Source organism: Streptomyces sp. NPDC047081 (genome assembly GCF_040643775.1).
GTDB lineage: Bacteria > Actinomycetota > Actinomycetes > Streptomycetales > Streptomycetaceae > Streptomyces.
In genome coordinates this window covers 24083-40659 of the sequence record NZ_JBEYUY010000031.1, presented here as the reverse complement: position 1 = coordinate 40659, position 16577 = coordinate 24083, and the positions used below count along the sequence as shown (strand labels likewise).

Genomic DNA, 16577 nt, shown 5'->3' with positions numbered 1-16577 from the left:
CCCCCCAAGGACGTGATGTGCAGGAGGGCATCATGCGCGTGTGGATGGGTGTCTATGGGGCGTGCGGCCGAGATATAACCCGGACGAGTGCGGATGCGGACCGGATCGGTCGGGCCGGATGACGAGGACGGCTCGATCGAGAGGTCCTCGGCCGCATACAGATCAGCCGTCGTATCCGCTTCTTTTCGATGGCCTTGCTCAGGCGTCAGCCGTAAATCGTCCGGCACCGGAGGAGGCGGGACCACTGCGCAACCGCCTCCGTCGCACCGGCTCCCCCAGGCACGCCGCCCACACCAACACGGCCGCCGCCAGCACCACCCCCCACCGTTCATGCGACGCCTCCCACCTCTTGTCCTGCGGGAAGACGAACAGTGCCCAGCGGGCCGGTAGGAGCAGGGGGCCGACCACGGCCGTGAAGAGCAGGGCCGCTGCCACCGAGGGGCCCGGGCGGGGTTCGTCCGTCAGGCGGATCGCGAGGGCTCCCGCGGCGAGCGCCAGGGCGCAGGCCGCGCCGGCCTCCAGGGTGACGGGGCCGACCGGAGGGCGCAGGTCGGACGGGACGAGCAGGACGACCGCCGTCCACCAGAGGACGGTGACCGGGGTGACCAGGGCGACCCGGAGCCCGGTGCGCAGAGGGCGCCGGGTCGGTGCCGCCGCTGTGGTGTGGCGGGCCGGGTCGTCCAGGAGGAAGGTCAGGCCGAGGGCGTGGGCGAGGGCGGCGGTGCGCAGGAGGGTGAGTGCGGACCAGCCGGTGAGCGAGTCGCCGTAGAGCCGTAGCAAGCCCGCGAGCAGCAACCCCAGCCCACTACCCGCCGCGAGCGCCCGCCACGGCAGGGTCCGCAGGACGGGGAGCGTCAACTCCCTTATGACGGACCACACTTCACCGGCCCCGCGTTCCTCCCTCAGTCGCACTTGTCCGCCTCCTTCGGCCCCGCGACCCCCAGCAGCTCCGCCACCCGCGCGCTCGTCACCTTGGGTGTCGTCAGCTCGGCCCAGTGGGCCTTCACCTTCGCGGCCACGGACTCCTGCGGCTTGCCCAGCAGTTGTCGTACGACATCCGTCTGGCCCGCCGTCATCTGGAGCGGGTCGGTCGGGGAGAGGACGATCGCCGAGCCCGTGATGCTGTCGTCGAGGCGGACGTCGCGCAGGGACTGGATCGGGTCGGGCTGCCAGGACAGGGCCAGCCACATCACCGTGACCATGCGGCCGTCGCACATCGCGCCCGTCGCCTTCTCGCTGCCCGTGACCAGCACCGAGGAGACCGCCGCCGAGAACTCGGGGACCCGGTTGCCGCCCCACCTCGTGCCGACCGTGACCTGGTACGGGTTGGCCGACGGGTCGATCGCGCCGTCGGAGGCGAGGCCGTCCGTGGCGTAGATCCGCTGCCGGACGAGGACCGGCTGGGTGTGCGCCTTGCCGCCCGCGAGGGACTGGACGTGCCGCACGACCGAGGCCCAAGTGGCCGTCCGCGGCTGCCATTCCGGGAAGGAGCAGTACGTGGAGCCGTCCCGGTTCACGCAAGTCTGCTGTTTCTCCGGGTTGTTCGTGGCCGCCGCCCGTGCCACCACCGTCCTCGCCGGCATGGCGGCCGTCTGCGCCACCCCGCCCGTGATCGCCAGCGCCAGCGCCGCCGCCACCGCGCCCCTGAGCGTCCAGCCGCGGCCGCCCCCGGCGACCACCGCGAGCAGGCCCGCCGTCAGGCCGAGGCCCAGCAGGTACAGCGCGTGCCAGCCCGCCGGGCGGCCCATCAGGTCCGACGGGATGGAGCCGCTGCCCATCTCGTCCACCACCGGCGCCAGCCAGCGCGTCCCCCGCTCACCGGTCCCCCCGGGAAACGCCCCGGCGAAGAACAGGAAGAAGAACAGCACGATCGTCAGCGGCGCCGCGAACCCCGACGGGATCAGCCGCGCCAGCAGCACCCCGATCGCCCCGAACAGCAGCACGAGCAGCGGCCCCACCACCAGCTCGGCCACCGAACCGGTCCCGACCGCGCCCGGCCGCAGCGCCTCCCACCCGAACTGCCCCACCACACCCACGGCGACGAGCAGCACGGCCGGTACGACGGACAGCACATGGGCCGCCGTACGCCGCCAGGGCATGAGCACCAGGACCCCGAAGTGCCGGTCCGTGTCGTGCCGGCGCGAGCGCAGCACGGCGTGGTTGGCGCACAGCATCACCGCGAGGCCGACCAGCAGCGGTCCGCTCTGGGTGGCACGGTCGGCGTTCTGCAGGGCGGGGAAGCCGTCCTCGAACTTCGGGGCGCGCCACACGATCCAGGCGACGTAGGCCGCGAAGGCGAGCAGCATCGGTATGCGCGTGAGCAGTCGCCGCGTCTCGAACAGCGCCAGGTCGAGCATCGCCGACGTGGGTCTGCCGGAGCGCGCCGCCCGCTCCGTCGCGCGCGCTTCTTCCAGTACCGCGCTCATGCCGCCACCTCCGCACGGACGCCCGCGTCGTCGAGGGTGAGCAAGTAGCCGTCCTCCAGGGTGGGTTCGGCGAGGTCCGCGCCGGTGGGCGGGTGGCCGACGTTGCGGAAGGAGCCGGTGCCGGTGCGCCAGCCGGCCTTCGCGCCGGGGTCGCGTTCGCTGCTGTTCCAGACGCGGCCCGCGGCCCGTGCGGTCAGCTCGGCGGGCGTGCCGTCGAAGCGGATCGCGCCGCCCGCCATCACCAGCACGCGGTGGCAGAGCATCGCCACGTCCTCGGTCTGGTGGGTGGACAGCAGGACGGTCCGGCCCTCGCCGGCCTGCGCGATCAGCTCCCGGAAGCGCATGCGCTGTTCGGGGTCGAGGCCGACCGTCGGCTCGTCCAGGACCAGGAACCCCGGGTCGCCGACGAGCGCGGCGGCCAGCGCGACCCGCTGCCGCATACCGCCGGACAGCTTCTTGATGCGCTTGCCGCGTACGTCGGAGAGGTCGACCCGGTCGAGCACGCGCCGCACCTCGCGGTGGCGGGCGCCCCGGTCGGTCAGCTCCTTGAGGATCGCCACGTAGTCGACGAACTCGAAGGCCGTGAAGTCCGGGTGGAAACCGGGGGTTTGGGGCAGGTAGCCGAGCCGCCGCCGCACCTCCTGCCGGCCGGCCGCCGTGCCCGGGTCCTGGCCGAGCACGGTGAACGCGCCGCCGTCGGCGGGCACGGCGGTGGCCAGCACACGCAACAGGGTCGTCTTTCCGGCGCCGTTGGGGCCGAGCAGGCCCGTGACGCCCGGTGTCAGCCGCAGCGACACGTCGTCGAGGGCGCGGGTCGCGCCGTAGCGCAGACTCAGCCCTGAGGCGGAAACGGTGGTGGTCATGCGGTACTCCCCCAAGAGTGGTCGGAAAGGGCGGGCGCGACGCCGGTCATACGGCGCTCCCCCGAAAGCGGTCGAATCGGTCCCGTACGAGAAACAGCAGGCCGCCCGCGAGCACGGCGACCGCCGCCGCGACCCCCTGGCCGGCCGCGGTGAACGGCGCGAGCGTGGCGCCGGAGCCGGCGGCCTTGGCCGCCAGCAGCACCGCGACCCACACCCCGCCGACCAGCGACGGCGCGAGCACCGGGCCGAGCCGGGCGGACAGCGCGAGCCCGGTCGAGGTCAGCGCGAGCGCGGGCAGCAGCCAGGCCAGGGCGCCGAGGCCGTAGCCGGGCAGCGCGAGCGTCGCGAGCCCGCTGAGGCCGAGCACGGCGGCGAGGACGGCGACGGTACGGATCATCAGCAGCCGGAACCCGTGCACCGGGGCGACCACCGCCATCTCGTACGTCGGGTCCAGCGCGGGTCCGTACGACAGCGCGACCCCGGCGAGCGGGAGCAGCGGCGCGAGGGCGAGGAAGACGGTCGGCGACGCGGAGTTGCGGGCCGAGTAGGCAGCCGCGACGGACATCACCAGGACCGCGACGACCGAGCCGAGCCAGGAGCGGCGCAGCACCGGCGTCGCCGCGAGCAGCCGCGCGATGTGGTCGGCGACCCCGACCCGCACCAGCGCCCGCTCGAACAACCCCGGCCGGGGAGCGTCGAGTTCGGCATCCAGCCGCTCCCAGCCCGCGTCGATGGACACGGGATCACTCACGGAGGCGAGCACTCCCCGGCACTCGGCGCACGCGACGAGATGCGTGTCGGCGGACCAGAGCAGCGGAGCCGCCAACTCGCCCTGGGCGTAGGCCCGTAGATCCTCGGCTTCCACATGCCACGTCATGCCGCCACCTCCCGCACCCGCGCCGGGCCGCGCAGACCTCGTACGTACATCTGCCTGCTCATGCCAGCGCCTCCCTCAGCTGCTTGCGGGCCCGCATCGCCCGTGTCTTGACCGTCCCCGGCGGAATCCCCAGCAGGACGGCCGCCTCGCGGGTGGTCAGCCCGTCGATGACCGTCGCCTGGAGGACCGCCCGCAGCTCCGGCGAGAGCCGGACCAGGGCGCCCGCGAGGTCCCCGTGCTCCACCCCCGCGAGCACGCGCTCCTCCGCGGACGCCTCGTCCCGGTGCCGCAGCCGCGCCAGCGCCTGCCGCAGCCGCCCCCGCGCCCCGTCGCCGCGCAGCGCGTCGACGAGCCGCCGCGCCCCGATCCGCCACAGCCACCCGGCCACGTCGCCGTCCTCGCGATAGCGGGCCGTGCCCCGCCATATCGCCAGGAACGTCTCCTGTACGACGTCGTCGACGACCCCCGCGTCGGCGCACCGGCCGCGCAGCCGGGCGGTCAGCCACGGCGCGTACCGCCGGTACAGCTCCTCGAAGGCGCGCCGGTCCCCGTCCGCGGCGGACCGCAGCAGTTCCCCGTCGCTTCTCGTTTCGCTCACGTCCCCTCATCGGATGGGCCCGGCGGATCGGTTCACACGATCTCGCTTGACTTTTCCAGAGCCCTTCCACCACCCTTTCACTACTCAATTAGTGAAAGGGTGGTTGTACGAGTGGTCGAGTACCGCATCGACCGGCGCTCCGGCGTCGCCACCTACGTCCAGATCGTCCAGCAGACCAAGCAGGCCCTGCGTCTGGGCCTCCTGGAGCCGGGAGACAAGCTGCCCACCGCGCGCGAGGTGGTCGAGGCCACCGCCATCAACCCGAACACGGTCCTCAAGGCCTACCGCGAGCTGGAGCGCGAGGGCCTGGTCGAGGCCCGCCGCGGCCTCGGCACCTTCGTACGCCGCTCGCTCGGCACCGCGACCCCGGCCGAGTCCCCCCTGCACGGGGAGCTGGACGCCTGGGCCGCCAAGGCCCGCGAGTCCGGCCTCGACCGGGAGGACGTGGCCGCGCTCTTCACCGCCGTACTCGAGAAGCACTTCACCGACAAGCACAGCCTGGGGGACCTTTCATGACCGACACCGCCGGCTTCGCCCTGGAGGCGGCCGCCGTGGGCAGGCGCTTCGGCGCGCGCTGGAAGTCGCCGGCCTGGGCGCTGCGCGACTGCACCTTCCGGCTGCCCGCCGGCCGGGTCTGCGCGGTCGTCGGCCCGAACGGCGCCGGCAAGTCCACGCTCCTCGCCCTCGCCGCCGGCCTGCTGGTCCCGACCGAGGGCACGGTCACCGTGCTCGGCACCGACCCGGCCTCGGCCCGCACCCGCGTCGGCTACGTCGCGCAGGAGAAGCCGCTGTACCCGCAGCTCACGGTCGCCGAGACGCTGCGCCTGGGCGCCGACCTCAACCCCGGCCGCTGGGACGTGGCGACCGGCGAGCGGATCGTGGCCGACGGCGGCCTCGACCCCAAGGCGAGGATCCGCGCGCTCTCCGGCGGCCAGCGCACCCGCGTCGCGCTCGCCCTGGCCCTCGCCAAGAAGCCCGAACTGCTGCTCCTGGACGAGCCGATGGCCGACCTGGACCCGCTGGCCCGGCACGAGCTGATGGGCGTGCTGATGGCGACGGCCGCCCAGTACGGCACCACGATCGTCATGTCCTCGCACGTGGTCGCCGAGCTGGAGGGCTCCTGCGACCACCTCCTCCTCATCGGCGGCGGCCGGGTACGGCTGTCCGGCGAGATCGACGACCTCCTCGACGCGCACGTGCGCGTGTCCGGCCCCGCGGAGACCTCCCTCGACCCGCACACGGTCGTCGAGTCCCGCACCACGGGCCGCCAGCTGACCGCCCTGGTCCGCCCGTCCGGCCCGCTCCCGGAGAGCCTGCGCGCCGGCCCGCCCTCCCTGGAGGAGCTCGTCCTGTCCTACCTGCGCAATCCCCAGGCCTCGGGCACCACCCCGGCCGAGCACGAGAAGGCCGCGATATGACCGCCCTCGCCGCCCTCGCCGCGCCGCGCACCCCGGCCCCCCGCCTGTCCCGCTGGCTGCTGCGCCTGCACCGCCCGGCCCTGTACGTGTTCACGGGACTGGTCGTCGTACTGGCCGCGTCGCTGCTGTGGCTGTGGGGCCCGCTCACGGACGCCGCCGCCGAGGGCTGGCGGCAGTGGAACGCGTGCGGCGACCACCCGCGCTGCTCGTACGACCAGGACGCGATCCTGCGCTACAAGAAGGTCTACGACGTCGTCACGCTGGCCATGTTCCTGATCCCGTTCCTGGTCGCCGCCTGGGCGGGCGCCGCGCTGACCGGCGGCGAGCTGGAGAACGGCACCGCCGAGCTGACCTGGACCCAGGGCGTGACCCCGGCCCGCTGGCTCGCCGCCAAGCTGGCCCTGCCGGCCGCCCTGGTCACCGTCGGCACCGGCCTGCTGGTCCTGCTGCACCACCTGATGTGGTCCGCGGGCGAGGGCCGTGTCGACACGCAGAAGTCCTGGTACGACACCCTGACCTTCGCCGTCAACGGCCCCGGTCTGGTCGGTCTCGCCCTCGCCGGTCTGGTCGTCGGGGCGCTCGCGGGCCTGGTCGTGCGCCGGGCGCTCGCAGCGCTGGGCGTCGCGCTGGCCGCGATGGCCGCCCTGTGGTTCGCCACCCTGTCGGCGCTGCCGTACCTGTGGCCCGCCGTCACCACCACGGGCGACTTCGACCACGGCTTCTCCGTCGACGGCATCCACGTCGACTACGGCCTCGTCACCTCCACCGGCGGGCACGTGCCCGCACCCGACTGCGGCTACGCCGGCCGCGAGACCTGCGAGGAGGTGTACGCGCGGCTGCACGCCGTCGGCATCTACAACGAGTACCACCCCCGCTCGCACTTCTGGCCGCTGCACCTGGTGGAGACCGGCCTGCTGCTCGCGCTCGCCGCGCTGCTGTCCCTGCTCGCCTTCCGCCTGCTCGCCCGCCGGACCGCGGTGGCCCGCCCCCGCGGGGAGCAGCCCGTACGCGCCCGCGAGGAGGCCGCCGTATGACCGCGCTCGCCCTGCCCGGACTGCCCCGCACGGTCCTGCGGCTGCACCGCCCGGCGCTGATCGTGTGGGCCGCGTTCGTCGCCGCCATGGTCGGCTGGCTGGTCTGGCTCAACACGGTCACCTCGGACGGGGCCGAGCAGGAGATGGCGTACTGCGAGCACCACAGGACCTGCAACATCCTCACCGTGCTGAACTACAGCGAGCGCACCGGCTACATCGGCACCCTCGTCTGCTACAGCTTCCTCGCCGTCGCCGCGTGGGCGGGCGCCGCGCTGATCGGCCGGGAGCTGGAGTCCGGTACGGCGAAGCTGGCGTGGACGCAGGGCATCACCCCTGTCCGCTGGCTGACCGCCAAGCTGGCCCTGCCCGCGCTGCTGCTCACGCTCGGCGGAACGGCGCTGGTCCTGGCGTTCCGCTGGGGCTGGAGCGCCCACCGGGACCTGATGGGCGACGACTGGAGCTCCGCCGACGTCTTCGTGGCCCGCGGCCCGGCGACGGTGGCGTACGGCCTGTGCGCCCTCGCGGTCGGCACGCTCACCGCACTCCTGATCCGCCGCACCCTGCCCGCCCTCGGCGTCTCCCTCGCCGCGATGTGGCTCCTCAACCTCGTCCTGGAGCGCTACCGCGGCTCCTTCTGGCCGTCGGACACCCGCACCTCGGCCACCCGCTTCGACCTCCAGAACGGCCTCTGGCAGCTGACCAAGGGACATGGCGCCGACGGCTATTACGTCACCTACCACCCGCAGTCCCACTTCTGGCCCATGCACCTCGTGGAAACCGGCATAGTCCTCGCCGTGGCCGCCCTCGCGACGGTGCTCGCCTTCCGGCTGCTCCCCCGCCGCACCGTGTGACGCAGCCGATCCGCGTACGTCCTTTCCACGGGGGGACGGACGTACGTACCCTCGGGGGCGGCTCCCAGCCCGGTGTTACGCCGGTCCGGCCGGCGTAGACGCCCGGGAGCCGCTCCCCGATATCCCGCACGCCATGTCGCCGTAACCAACGGTTCAGACGGGCTTGCGACGCTCGGCCAATGACGCCCTCCGTGCCAGAGCCTTCGCCGCCCTCCGAGGGGACCGCGGGGAACGGGGACGCCCTCAGGACCGTGGCCGCTCTCCCGCCCGCCGCCTCCGACGCGCCCGTGACGCCGTTGGCGCGGAAGAATGGGTCCATGAGTCAGCCAAACGCCCAGGCACAGGTCCAGCACGCACAGCCCTCCGTGGGCTCCATAGCCGCGCACCGCCCGCACACGGTGGCCGCCGCGGTCTCCGACCTGGAACCCGACATCGACGCCGACCTCGATGCCTACGAGGAGTCCCAGGTCGACGGGGTACAGCTGCCGCAGGGCCGGTTCCTGGACCGGGAGCGCAGCTGGCTCGCCTTCAACGAGCGTGTCCTCGAACTCGCCGAGGACCCGGACACCCCGCTGCTCGAACGGGCCAACTTCCTCGCGATCTTCGCCAGCAACCTGGACGAGTTCTTCATGGTCCGGGTGGCCGGTCTGAAGCGCCGTATCGCCACCGGGGTCGCGACCCGTTCCGCCTCCGGCCTCCAGCCCCGCGAGGTGCTGGAGATGATCTGGGCCCGCTCCCGCGAGCTGATGGCCCGGCACGCCGCCTGCTACCACGAGGACGTCGCCCCCGCGCTCGCGGAGGAGGGCATCCACCTGGTCCGCTGGAGCGAGCTGACGGAGAAGGAGCAGGCGCGCCTCTTCACGCTCTTCCGCCACCAGATCTTCCCGGTGCTGACCCCTCTCGCGGTCGACCCGGCGCACCCCTTCCCGTACATCTCCGGCCTCTCCCTGAACCTGGCCGTGGTGGTACGCAACCCGGTCACCGGCCACCGGCACTTCGCCCGCGTCAAGGTCCCGCCGCTGCTGTCCCGCTTCCTGGAGAGCTCCCCCGGCCGTTACGTGCCCATCGAGGACGTCATCGCCGCGCACCTGGAGGAGCTGTTCCCGGGCATGGAGGTCCTGGAGCACCACGCCTTCCGGCTGACCCGGAACGAGGACCTGGAGGTCGAGGAGGACGACGCCGAGAACCTGCTCCAGGCCCTGGAGAAGGAGCTCATGCGACGCCGCTTCGGACCCCCGGTGCGTCTGGAGGTGGAGGAGTCCATCGACCGCGAGGTCCTCGACCTCCTGGTCCGCGAGCTGAAGATCTCCGAGGCCGAGGTGTATCCCCTCCCGGGTCCCCTGGACCTCACGGGCCTCTTCCGGATCGCCTCCCTCGACCGACCCGAGCTGAAGTACCGCAAGTTCATCGCCGGCGTCCACCGCGACCTGGCCGAGGTCGAGTCGGCGTCCGCGCCGGACATCTTCGCCGCCCTGCGCGGCCGGGACGTCCTGCTGCACCACCCGTACGACTCCTTCTCCACCTCCGTCCAGGCCTTCCTGGAGCAGGCGGCGAACGACCCGGACGTCCTCGCCATCAAGCAGACCCTGTACCGGACTTCGGGCGACTCCCCCATAGTCGACGCGCTCATCGACGCCGCCGAGTCCGGCAAGCAGGTCCTCGTGCTCGTCGAGATCAAGGCCCGCTTCGACGAGCACGCCAACATCAAGTGGGCGCGCAAGCTGGAGGAGGCGGGCTGCCATGTCGTCTACGGCCTGGTCGGCCTGAAGACCCACTGCAAGCTGTCCCTGGTGGTCCGTCAGGAGGGCGACACGCTACGGCGTTACAGCCACGTCGGCACCGGCAACTACCACCCGAAGACGGCACGCCTGTACGAAGACCTCGGCCTGCTCACCGCCGACCCCCAGGTGGGCGCCGACCTGTCCGACCTGTTCAACCGCCTCTCCGGCTACTCTCGCCGGGAGACGTACCGCCGCCTCCTGGTCGCCCCGAAATCCCTGCGGGACGGCCTGATCGCGCGGATCAACAAGGAGGCCCAGCACCACCGTGCCGGGCGTCCCGCGTTCATCCGCATCAAGGTCAACTCGATGGTCGACGAGGCCCTCATCGACGCGCTCTACCGCGCGTCCCAGGCCGGCGTGCCGGTCGACGTCTGGGTGCGCGGCATCTGCGCGATCCGCCCCGGCGTGACCGGCCTGTCGGAGAACATCCGGGTCCGCTCGATCCTCGGCCGCTTCCTGGAACACTCCCGGATCTTCGCCTTCGGCAACGGCGGCGAACCCGAGGTGTGGATCGGCAGCGCCGACATGATGCACCGCAACCTCGACCGCCGTATCGAGGCCCTGGTCAGGGTTACCGACCCGGCCCACCGCGCAGCCCTGAACCGGCTGTTGGAGACCGGCATGTCCGACACCACCTCCTCCTGGCACCTCAGTGCGGACGGCGAGTGGATCCGGCACGCCACCGACGCGGACGGCCAACCCCTGCGGAATATCCAGGAGATGCTCATAGACGCCCGGAGGCGCCGGCGTGGCACAGCAACACCTTGACCCGACGGACCCCACGGCCGGGCCCGCCCCCACCGGTGACGCCCTCGCGGGCTACCTGCGGGCCCAGGCCACGGAGTTCCTCCGCGCCCTGCGCCTGCACCGCGAGTCCGGTACGGCGGCAGGCGGCACGGACGAATCCGTCGACGCGGCCCGCGCCCTGCGCCGCTCGGTCCGCCGCATCAGCGGCAGCCTGCACACGTACCGGCCACTGCTGGACACCGACTGGTCGGAAAGCCTGCGCCCGGAACTGGCGTGGCTGTCCGGCACGTTGACGATGGAGCATGCGTACGCGGCAAGGCTGGAGCGGTTGCTGCTGGCACTGCACAGGCTGTCCGGGGCGGCGGTCTTCCCCACTCAGACCAGCGCGGCTGTGGGCCCACTGAAGACGGCTCAAGGCAATGCCGGTCCCCCCAGCCCGCCCACAGCGGACCGCGGCAACCTCACGGTCGGCGCGGCAAAAGCAGGCGCCCTGCTCGAACGCCAGCTCACCCTCGCCCGCACCCGAGCCCACAGCACCGCCCTCCAGGCCCTCGGATCCAGCCGCTTTCACGCCGTCGCGGACAAGATCGCCGTGCTGGCCAGCGAGGTCCCCCTCACCCCCACCGCCGCCACCACGAACCTCCACCCCCTGGCCACCGCCGCCGAGGAACGCCTCACGGACGCCATCGCCGCCCTCCCCCTCGTCACCGCCGGCCACCCCTACAACGCCGAGGCCCTCATCCACGGCCTCTCCCCCGACCCGGCCCCGCACCCCCAGGACGCCCCCTGGCACCAGGTCCGCCTCCTGCTCCGCCTGCACCGCTACGCCCGCGAGGCACTCCACGGCGAGAACGCCCCCGTGGACGTCCGCCTCCTCACCGCAGGCCAGGCCCTGGACCGCCACCGCGACGCGTCGGAGGCGGCGGCAGCCGCGGCCTCGGCGGCCCGGACCCCCCGTATCGCCCCGGCTACCGCCTACGCGCTCGGGGTACTCCACGCGGATCAGCGCCACGAAGTGGAGGCGGCGCGGTTCGCGTTCCAGCAGTGCTGGCAGAAACAGGTGGTGAGTACGTGACGGCGACCCCGGAAGGCAACGACACCCTCATCCAGGCGGCCGGCTGCATCCTCTGGCGCCGCTCCCCCGTGGACGGCGAGCTGGAGGTCTGCCTGGTCCACCGGCCGAAGTACGACGACTGGTCCCACCCCAAGGGCAAGCTGAAGCGCGCCGAGGAGCCGCTCGCCGCGGCCCTGCGCGAGGTCGAGGAGGAGACGGGCTGCACGGCGGAGCCGGGCGTGGAGCTGTCCACGGTCCGGTATTTCGCGGGCGGCCGTCCCAAGCAGGTGCGTTACTGGGCCGCCGAGGCGGTCTCCGGCGGCTTCACCCCCAGCACGGAGGTGGACCGCATCCTGTGGCTCTCCCCCGCCGCGGCCCGTAGCCGTCTGACCCAGCACCGCGACCGCACCCTCGTCGACGAGCTGCTGACGGCGCTGCGTCACGCCTGAAGCGTGGTCAGGTGCACCGCGGCGTCCGTCCGGGCCTGACTACGGGCTCTGCGCGCCGGTCCCCGCCACCCGCAGCTGCACCGCGCAAAACAGAAGCGGCCTTGTTCGACGGTCGTCGTCGCGTGTTCCTGCTGCACCACTCCGACAACGTTACCCAGCCCGAGTGCTGCATCAATCAGCTGCCTCCGGCAGCGGTGCCCGTATGTGCGTGACGGCCCCTGCCCACCCGTCGTTAACCGGAGCGACAGGGCGGCTTGGGGGTAGGCAGGCGATGGCGGAGCGGCAGCACAGGGTGGGCGGGGCGGTCGCCGCGGGGATCGCCGTCTGTCTCGGAGCGGCCGGATGTTCCGGCGGAGCGGCCGCCGAGGACTCCCGCGGCTCCGACGCCGTGCAGGTGCTGCACCGGGCCTCCGGCACCCTGGTCGACGCGGGCACTTCGAAGGCGACGACCTCGATGGAGATGGCCACCGGCGGCACCCGCGTCACCATCCGCGGCCAGGGCGTGTACGACTACCGGCGCCGGCTCGGCCGGCTGTGGGTGCGGTTGCCGCAGGACCCGGCCGGCAGGGCCGAGCACCGCCCGATCACCGAACTCCTCGCGCCCGGCGCCCTGTTCATGAAGAACCGGGGCGCCGGAGTGCCCGCCGACAAGTGGGTCCGGGTGGACACGGCCGCCCTCTCCGACGGGAACCTGGTGACCGGCGGCGCCACCGATCCCTTCGCCGCTGCCGACTTGCTGCGCGGGACGCATACGGCGACGTATCTCGGGAAGACGCGGCTCGCGGGGGTGCCGGTGCGGCACTACCGCGGGACGACGGAGCTGCCCGCGGCGGTGGTGAAAGGGTTCGCCAGGAAGGCGGTGCCGTTCGACGCCTACCTCGACGAGCAGGGCCGTATCCGCAAGATCCGGCATGAGTTCAGCTTCGTCAGCGGACGGCAGAAAGGCACGGTCGTGGTCTATTCGACGACCTTGCTGTACGACTTCGGGACCCCCGTCGACGTACACCTGCCGGCCTCGAAGGACATCTACGCGGGGAAGATCGCGGAATAGCGAGTGGGCGTGACGGGCGTCAAGAACTAGCCCGTCCGTGCCATGCGCGGTGTGTAGGCCGCTCCCTACTCTAGGAAGTCGGTGACGGCAGAGATGAGGTGACGCACGTGGCTCCGGTCGGCGGTACGGCAGTTCAGGACCACGTGGCCCTCGCCGAGATCGAACTGTGCGGAGAGCTGATCATCGCGGCCTCGGCCGCCGAGGAGCGGCTCAGCCTTGCGAGCATCGACGAGGTGCTGAAAGTGGCCGAAGAGCGTGAGGCCTCCGGCGACTAGCCGGAGGCCCCCCTTCGCAGCTCATCGGGACATACGTCACGTGCGCAGCAGGCGTGCGATCGCCTTCGTCGCCTCCTCGACCTTCGCGTCGATCTCGTCACCGCCCTTGACCGCGCCCTGAGCGGAGCTCTCAATGGCTGCAGTGGCGACGCAGTGCCGCAGGTGCTCCTCCAGGAGCTGCAGCGCGAAGGACTGCAGGGCCTTGGTGGAGGCGGACACCTGGGTGAGTATGTCGATGCAGTAGACGTCCTCGTCGACCATCCGCTGCAGGCCACGGATCTGGCCCTCGATCCGGCGCAGCCGCTTGAGGTGCTCGTCCTTCTGCTTGTGATAGCCGTGCGTGGTGGTTCCGGAGGGCGCCGTGGCGCCGGCCTCGGTCGTCGTCATCGCGTCCTCCCGCAACTCAAGGGGACATATACCCCAGGTGGGTATATGGTATCGAACTTTGCTGGGTATAGGGCCTTTGGCCAACGCCGGAACCGCAGCCCCGTACCGCCCCCGTGCTGATCACTCTGCCCGATGGGCGACACTGGACGACGGCCCATTAGCCGTGGCCGGATGATGCACTTAGCATCAGCCTGACCGAAACCGATGCAATCCGAGGACCCCTTGTGCGCTTTCGTCTGACCCCCAGGGAGACGAGCTTCTACGACATGTTCGCCGCATCCGCGGACAACATCGTCACGGGCTCGAAACTCCTGATGGAACTGCTCGGGGCGGACGCCTCCGCCCGGGCCGAGATCGCAGAGCGTATGCGGGCCGCTGAACACGCAGGTGACGACGCCACGCACGCGATCTTCCACCAGCTGAACTCCTCCTTCATCACACCCTTCGACCGCGAGGACATCTACACCCTCGCGTCCTCCCTCGACGACATCATGGACTTCATGGAGGAGGCCGTCGACCTGGTCGTCCTCTACAACGTCGAGGAACTGCCGAAGGGCGTCGAGCAGCAGATCGAGGTCCTGGCCCGGGCCGCGGAGCTGACCGCCGAGGCCATGCCGAACCTGCGCACCATGGATAACCTCACCGAGTACTGGATCGAGGTCAACCGCCTGGAGAACCAGGCCGACCAGATCCACCGCAAGCTGCTCGCCCACCTCTTCAACGGCAAGTACGACGCCATCGAGGTGCTGAAGCTCAAGCAGATCGTGGACGTCCTGGAGGAAGCGGCGGACGCCTTCGAGCACGTGGCGAACACGGTGGAGACCATCGCCGTCAAGGAGTCCTGAGGCGTCGATGGACACCTTCGCCCTGGTCGTGACCATCGCGGTCGCGCTCTTCTTCACGTACACCAACGGCTTCCACGACTCGGCGAACGCGATCGCGACGTCCGTGTCGACGCGGGCGCTGACCCCGCGCGCGGCCCTCGCCATGGCCGCGGTGATGAACCTCGCCGGCGCCTTCCTCGGTTCCGGAGTCGCCAAGACCGTCAGCGAGGGCCTGATCGAGACGCCCGAGGGCTCGCAGGGGATGGGCATCCTCTTCGCGGGCCTGGTCGGCGCGATCACCTGGAATCTGATCACCTGGTACTTCGGCCTGCCGTCCTCCTCCTCGCACGCCCTGTTCGGCGGGCTGGTGGGGGCCGCGCTCGCGGGCGGCACCGAGGTGATCTGGCACGGCGTGATCGACAAGGTCATCATCCCGATGTTCCTCTCGCCGGTCGTCGGCCTGCTCGCCGGCTATCTGGTGATGACGGCCATCATGTGGATCTTCCGGAAGGCCAACCCGCACAAGGCCAAGCGCGGCTTCCGTATCGCGCAGACGGTCTCCGCGGCGGGCATGGCACTCGGCCACGGCCTCCAGGACGCCCAGAAGACGATGGGTGTCGTGGTGATGGCACTGGTGATTTCCGGCCACGAGACGTACGGCGACCCGATCCCGGTCTGGGTCAAGATCGTCTGCGCGGTGATGCTCTCCCTGGGCACCTACGCGGGCGGCTGGCGCATCATGCGCACCCTCGGCCGCAAGATCATCGAACTCGACCCCCCGCAGGGCTTCGCCGCGGAGACCACCGGCGCGGCGATCATGTTCACCACGGCCTACCTCTTCAAGGCCCCGGTCTCCACGACCCACGTGATCACCTCGGCCATCATGGGTGTCGGCGCGACGAAGCGCGTGAACGCGGTGCGCTGGGGAGTCGCCAAGAACATCGTCATGGGCTGGTTCATCACCATGCCGGCGGCGGCCCTGGTGGCGGCCGGCTCCTTCGGCCTCGTGAACCTGCTGTTCCTGTAGTTCCAGCAGCCACTCCGGTACGACGACGGGCCCGCCCCCGGGAGCCAGGGGCGGGCCCTTCATCGTCCTCGCGGTGGCACCGCCATGCAGCACCGCGAGGGGTCCTTGCGCCGATACGGCCTCGGCTCAGCCGAAGCGGCCGGAGATGTAGTCCTCCGTGGCCTGGACCGACGGGTTGGAGAAGATGCGCTCCGTGTCGTCTATCTCGATCAGCTTGCCGGGCTGCCCGACGGCGGCCAGGTTGAAGAAGGCCGTGCGGTCCGAGACACGCGCCGCCTGCTGCATGTTGTGCGTCACGATGACGATCGTGAAGCGCTCCTTGAGCTCACCGATCAGGTCCTCGATCGCGAGGGTGGAGATCGGGTCCAGGGCGGAGCAGGGCTCGTCCATGAGGAGGACCTTGGGCTCGACCGCGATCGCCCGGGCGATGCACAGACGCTGCTGCTGACCACCGGAGAGACCGGAACCCGGCTTGTTCAGGCGGTCCTTGACCTCGTTCCAGAGGTTGGCGCCCTTGAGCGACTTCTCGACGGTGTCGTCGAGCTCGCTCTTCTTGAACTTGCCGTTGAGCTTCAGACCGGCGACCACGTTCTCGTACACCGACATCGTCGGGAACGGGTTCGGGCGCTGGAAGACCATGCCGATCTCGCGCCGCACGGCCACCGGGTCGACCCCGGCGCCGTACAGGTTCTCGTCGTCGAGCATGACCTTGCCCTCGACCCGGCCGCCCGACGTCACCTCGTGCATCCGGTTCAGGGTGCGCAGGAACGTGGACTTGCCGCAGCCGGACGGGCCGATGAAGGCCGTGACGGTACGGGGCTCGACGGTCATCGAGATGTCCTCGATGGCCCGGAAGGAGCCGTAGTAGGCGCTGAGGCCGCTGACATCGATTCGCTTGGCCATGGAAATCACTGC

18 protein-coding genes are annotated in these 16577 nt (G+C 71.4%); 11 read left to right on the top strand and 7 right to left on the bottom strand.

Annotation, left to right across the window (positions count from 1 at the left end):
- Positions 1–198: 198 nt before the first annotated feature.
- The 5 genes from ABZ848_RS40215 to ABZ848_RS40195 are packed head-to-tail and all read right to left on the bottom strand — an operon-like array spanning position 199 to position 4764.
- Complete coding sequence (locus ABZ848_RS40215) at positions 199–906, bottom strand: ABC transporter (RefSeq protein WP_360840199.1); 708 nt, start codon at positions 904–906, stop codon at positions 199–201.
- Positions 903–2426, bottom strand: a complete 1524-nt coding sequence (locus ABZ848_RS40210) for an ABC transporter permease (RefSeq protein WP_360840088.1) — start codon at positions 2424–2426, stop codon at positions 903–905. The genes ABZ848_RS40215 and ABZ848_RS40210 overlap by 4 nt, the downstream gene beginning before the upstream one ends.
- Positions 2423–3289 carry an ABC transporter ATP-binding protein gene (locus ABZ848_RS40205; protein WP_360840086.1) on the bottom strand — a complete coding sequence of 289 codons (867 nt, stop codon included), beginning with the start codon at positions 3287–3289 and terminating at the stop codon, positions 2423–2425. Before ABZ848_RS40205 ends, ABZ848_RS40210 begins: the two co-directional genes overlap by 4 nt.
- A gap of 46 nt (positions 3290–3335) precedes the next feature.
- Entirely contained in the window at positions 3336–4166 is an 831-nt protein-coding gene (locus ABZ848_RS40200) for a zf-HC2 domain-containing protein (RefSeq protein ID WP_360840084.1), read from the bottom strand.
- Between the two features lie 58 nt (positions 4167–4224).
- Positions 4225–4764, bottom strand: a complete 540-nt coding sequence (locus tag ABZ848_RS40195) for an RNA polymerase sigma factor (protein ID WP_360840082.1) — start codon at positions 4762–4764, stop codon at positions 4225–4227.
- Between the two features lie 111 nt (positions 4765–4875).
- Here ABZ848_RS40195 and ABZ848_RS40190 point away from each other — a divergent pair, with 111 nt between their 5' ends.
- The 9 genes from ABZ848_RS40190 (at position 4876) to ABZ848_RS40150 (ending at position 13424) form a co-directional block, all read left to right on the top strand.
- A complete protein-coding gene (locus ABZ848_RS40190; RefSeq protein WP_360840197.1) occupies positions 4876–5280 on the top strand; it encodes a GntR family transcriptional regulator in 405 nt (134 codons plus the stop codon).
- On the top strand, positions 5277–6182 hold the full coding sequence (locus tag ABZ848_RS40185) for an ABC transporter ATP-binding protein (protein ID WP_360840081.1): 906 nt from the start codon (positions 5277–5279) through the stop codon (positions 6180–6182). Before ABZ848_RS40190 ends, ABZ848_RS40185 begins: the two co-directional genes overlap by 4 nt.
- Positions 6179–7216: an ABC transporter permease gene (locus tag ABZ848_RS40180; RefSeq protein ID WP_360840080.1), complete on the top strand. Its 1038-nt coding sequence runs from the start codon at positions 6179–6181 to the stop codon at positions 7214–7216. Before ABZ848_RS40185 ends, ABZ848_RS40180 begins: the two co-directional genes overlap by 4 nt.
- Positions 7213–8067 (top strand): hypothetical protein, encoded by an 855-nt coding sequence (locus ABZ848_RS40175; protein WP_360840078.1) that lies wholly within the window; start codon positions 7213–7215, stop codon positions 8065–8067. The genes ABZ848_RS40180 and ABZ848_RS40175 overlap by 4 nt, the downstream gene beginning before the upstream one ends.
- A gap of 317 nt (positions 8068–8384) precedes the next feature.
- A complete protein-coding gene (locus ABZ848_RS40170; protein ID WP_360840076.1) occupies positions 8385–10616 on the top strand; it encodes an RNA degradosome polyphosphate kinase in 2232 nt (743 codons plus the stop codon).
- Positions 10597–11670, top strand: coding sequence for a CHAD domain-containing protein (locus ABZ848_RS40165; RefSeq protein ID WP_360840074.1), 1074 nt, complete (start codon positions 10597–10599; stop codon positions 11668–11670). Before ABZ848_RS40170 ends, ABZ848_RS40165 begins: the two co-directional genes overlap by 20 nt.
- Positions 11667–12098 (top strand): NUDIX hydrolase, encoded by a 432-nt coding sequence (locus ABZ848_RS40160; protein ID WP_360840072.1) that lies wholly within the window; start codon positions 11667–11669, stop codon positions 12096–12098. Before ABZ848_RS40165 ends, ABZ848_RS40160 begins: the two co-directional genes overlap by 4 nt.
- A gap of 271 nt (positions 12099–12369) precedes the next feature.
- Complete coding sequence (locus ABZ848_RS40155) at positions 12370–13149, top strand: hypothetical protein (protein WP_360840071.1); 780 nt, start codon at positions 12370–12372, stop codon at positions 13147–13149.
- Positions 13150–13256: 107 nt separating this feature from the next.
- Complete coding sequence (locus tag ABZ848_RS40150; protein ID WP_242765905.1) at positions 13257–13424, top strand: hypothetical protein; 168 nt, start codon at positions 13257–13259, stop codon at positions 13422–13424.
- 36 nt (positions 13425–13460) lie between these two features.
- Here ABZ848_RS40150 and ABZ848_RS40145 read toward each other — a convergent pair whose 3' ends face one another.
- Entirely contained in the window at positions 13461–13811 is a 351-nt protein-coding gene (locus tag ABZ848_RS40145) for a metal-sensitive transcriptional regulator (RefSeq protein WP_360840069.1), read from the bottom strand.
- Positions 13812–14035: 224 nt separating this feature from the next.
- Between ABZ848_RS40145 and ABZ848_RS40140 the strand changes: the two genes are divergently transcribed.
- Together ABZ848_RS40140 and ABZ848_RS40135 are read left to right on the top strand one after the other, a co-directional pair.
- The gene (locus tag ABZ848_RS40140) at positions 14036–14656 is read left to right on the top strand and encodes a DUF47 family protein (RefSeq protein WP_189421789.1); all 621 of its coding nucleotides are present in this window, start codon (positions 14036–14038) and stop codon (positions 14654–14656) included.
- Positions 14657–14663: 7 nt separating this feature from the next.
- Complete coding sequence (locus tag ABZ848_RS40135; RefSeq protein ID WP_360840067.1) at positions 14664–15662, top strand: inorganic phosphate transporter; 999 nt, start codon at positions 14664–14666, stop codon at positions 15660–15662.
- Between the two features lie 126 nt (positions 15663–15788).
- On the opposite strand, the gene pstB is transcribed toward ABZ848_RS40135, so the two are convergent.
- Positions 15789–16565, bottom strand: a complete 777-nt coding sequence (pstB, locus tag ABZ848_RS40130; protein WP_360840066.1) for a phosphate ABC transporter ATP-binding protein PstB — start codon at positions 16563–16565, stop codon at positions 15789–15791.
- Between the last annotated feature and the right edge of the window lie 12 nt (positions 16566–16577).

What these genes read in the sequence shown, in the direction of transcription:
- ABZ848_RS40170 (WP_360840076.1), top strand. Translation starts at nt 8,385, where the DNA reads ATGAGTCAGCCAAACGCCCAGGCACAGGTCCAGCACGCACAGCCCTCC.
- pstB (WP_360840066.1), bottom strand. Translation starts at nt 16,565, where the DNA reads ATGGCCAAGCGAATCGATGTCAGCGGCCTCAGCGCCTACTACGGCTCC.
- ABZ848_RS40185 (WP_360840081.1), top strand. Translation starts at nt 5,277, where the DNA reads ATGACCGACACCGCCGGCTTCGCCCTGGAGGCGGCCGCCGTGGGCAGG.
- ABZ848_RS40135 (WP_360840067.1), top strand. Translation starts at nt 14,664, where the DNA reads ATGGACACCTTCGCCCTGGTCGTGACCATCGCGGTCGCGCTCTTCTTC.
- ABZ848_RS40205 (WP_360840086.1), bottom strand. Translation starts at nt 3,289, where the DNA reads ATGACCACCACCGTTTCCGCCTCAGGGCTGAGTCTGCGCTACGGCGCG.
- ABZ848_RS40145 (WP_360840069.1), bottom strand. Translation starts at nt 13,811, where the DNA reads ATGACGACGACCGAGGCCGGCGCCACGGCGCCCTCCGGAACCACCACG.
- ABZ848_RS40155 (WP_360840071.1), top strand. Translation starts at nt 12,370, where the DNA reads ATGGCGGAGCGGCAGCACAGGGTGGGCGGGGCGGTCGCCGCGGGGATC.
- ABZ848_RS40200 (WP_360840084.1), bottom strand. Translation starts at nt 4,166, where the DNA reads ATGACGTGGCATGTGGAAGCCGAGGATCTACGGGCCTACGCCCAGGGC.
- ABZ848_RS40210 (WP_360840088.1), bottom strand. Translation starts at nt 2,426, where the DNA reads ATGAGCGCGGTACTGGAAGAAGCGCGCGCGACGGAGCGGGCGGCGCGC.
- ABZ848_RS40180 (WP_360840080.1), top strand. Translation starts at nt 6,179, where the DNA reads ATGACCGCCCTCGCCGCCCTCGCCGCGCCGCGCACCCCGGCCCCCCGC.
- ABZ848_RS40175 (WP_360840078.1), top strand. Translation starts at nt 7,213, where the DNA reads ATGACCGCGCTCGCCCTGCCCGGACTGCCCCGCACGGTCCTGCGGCTG.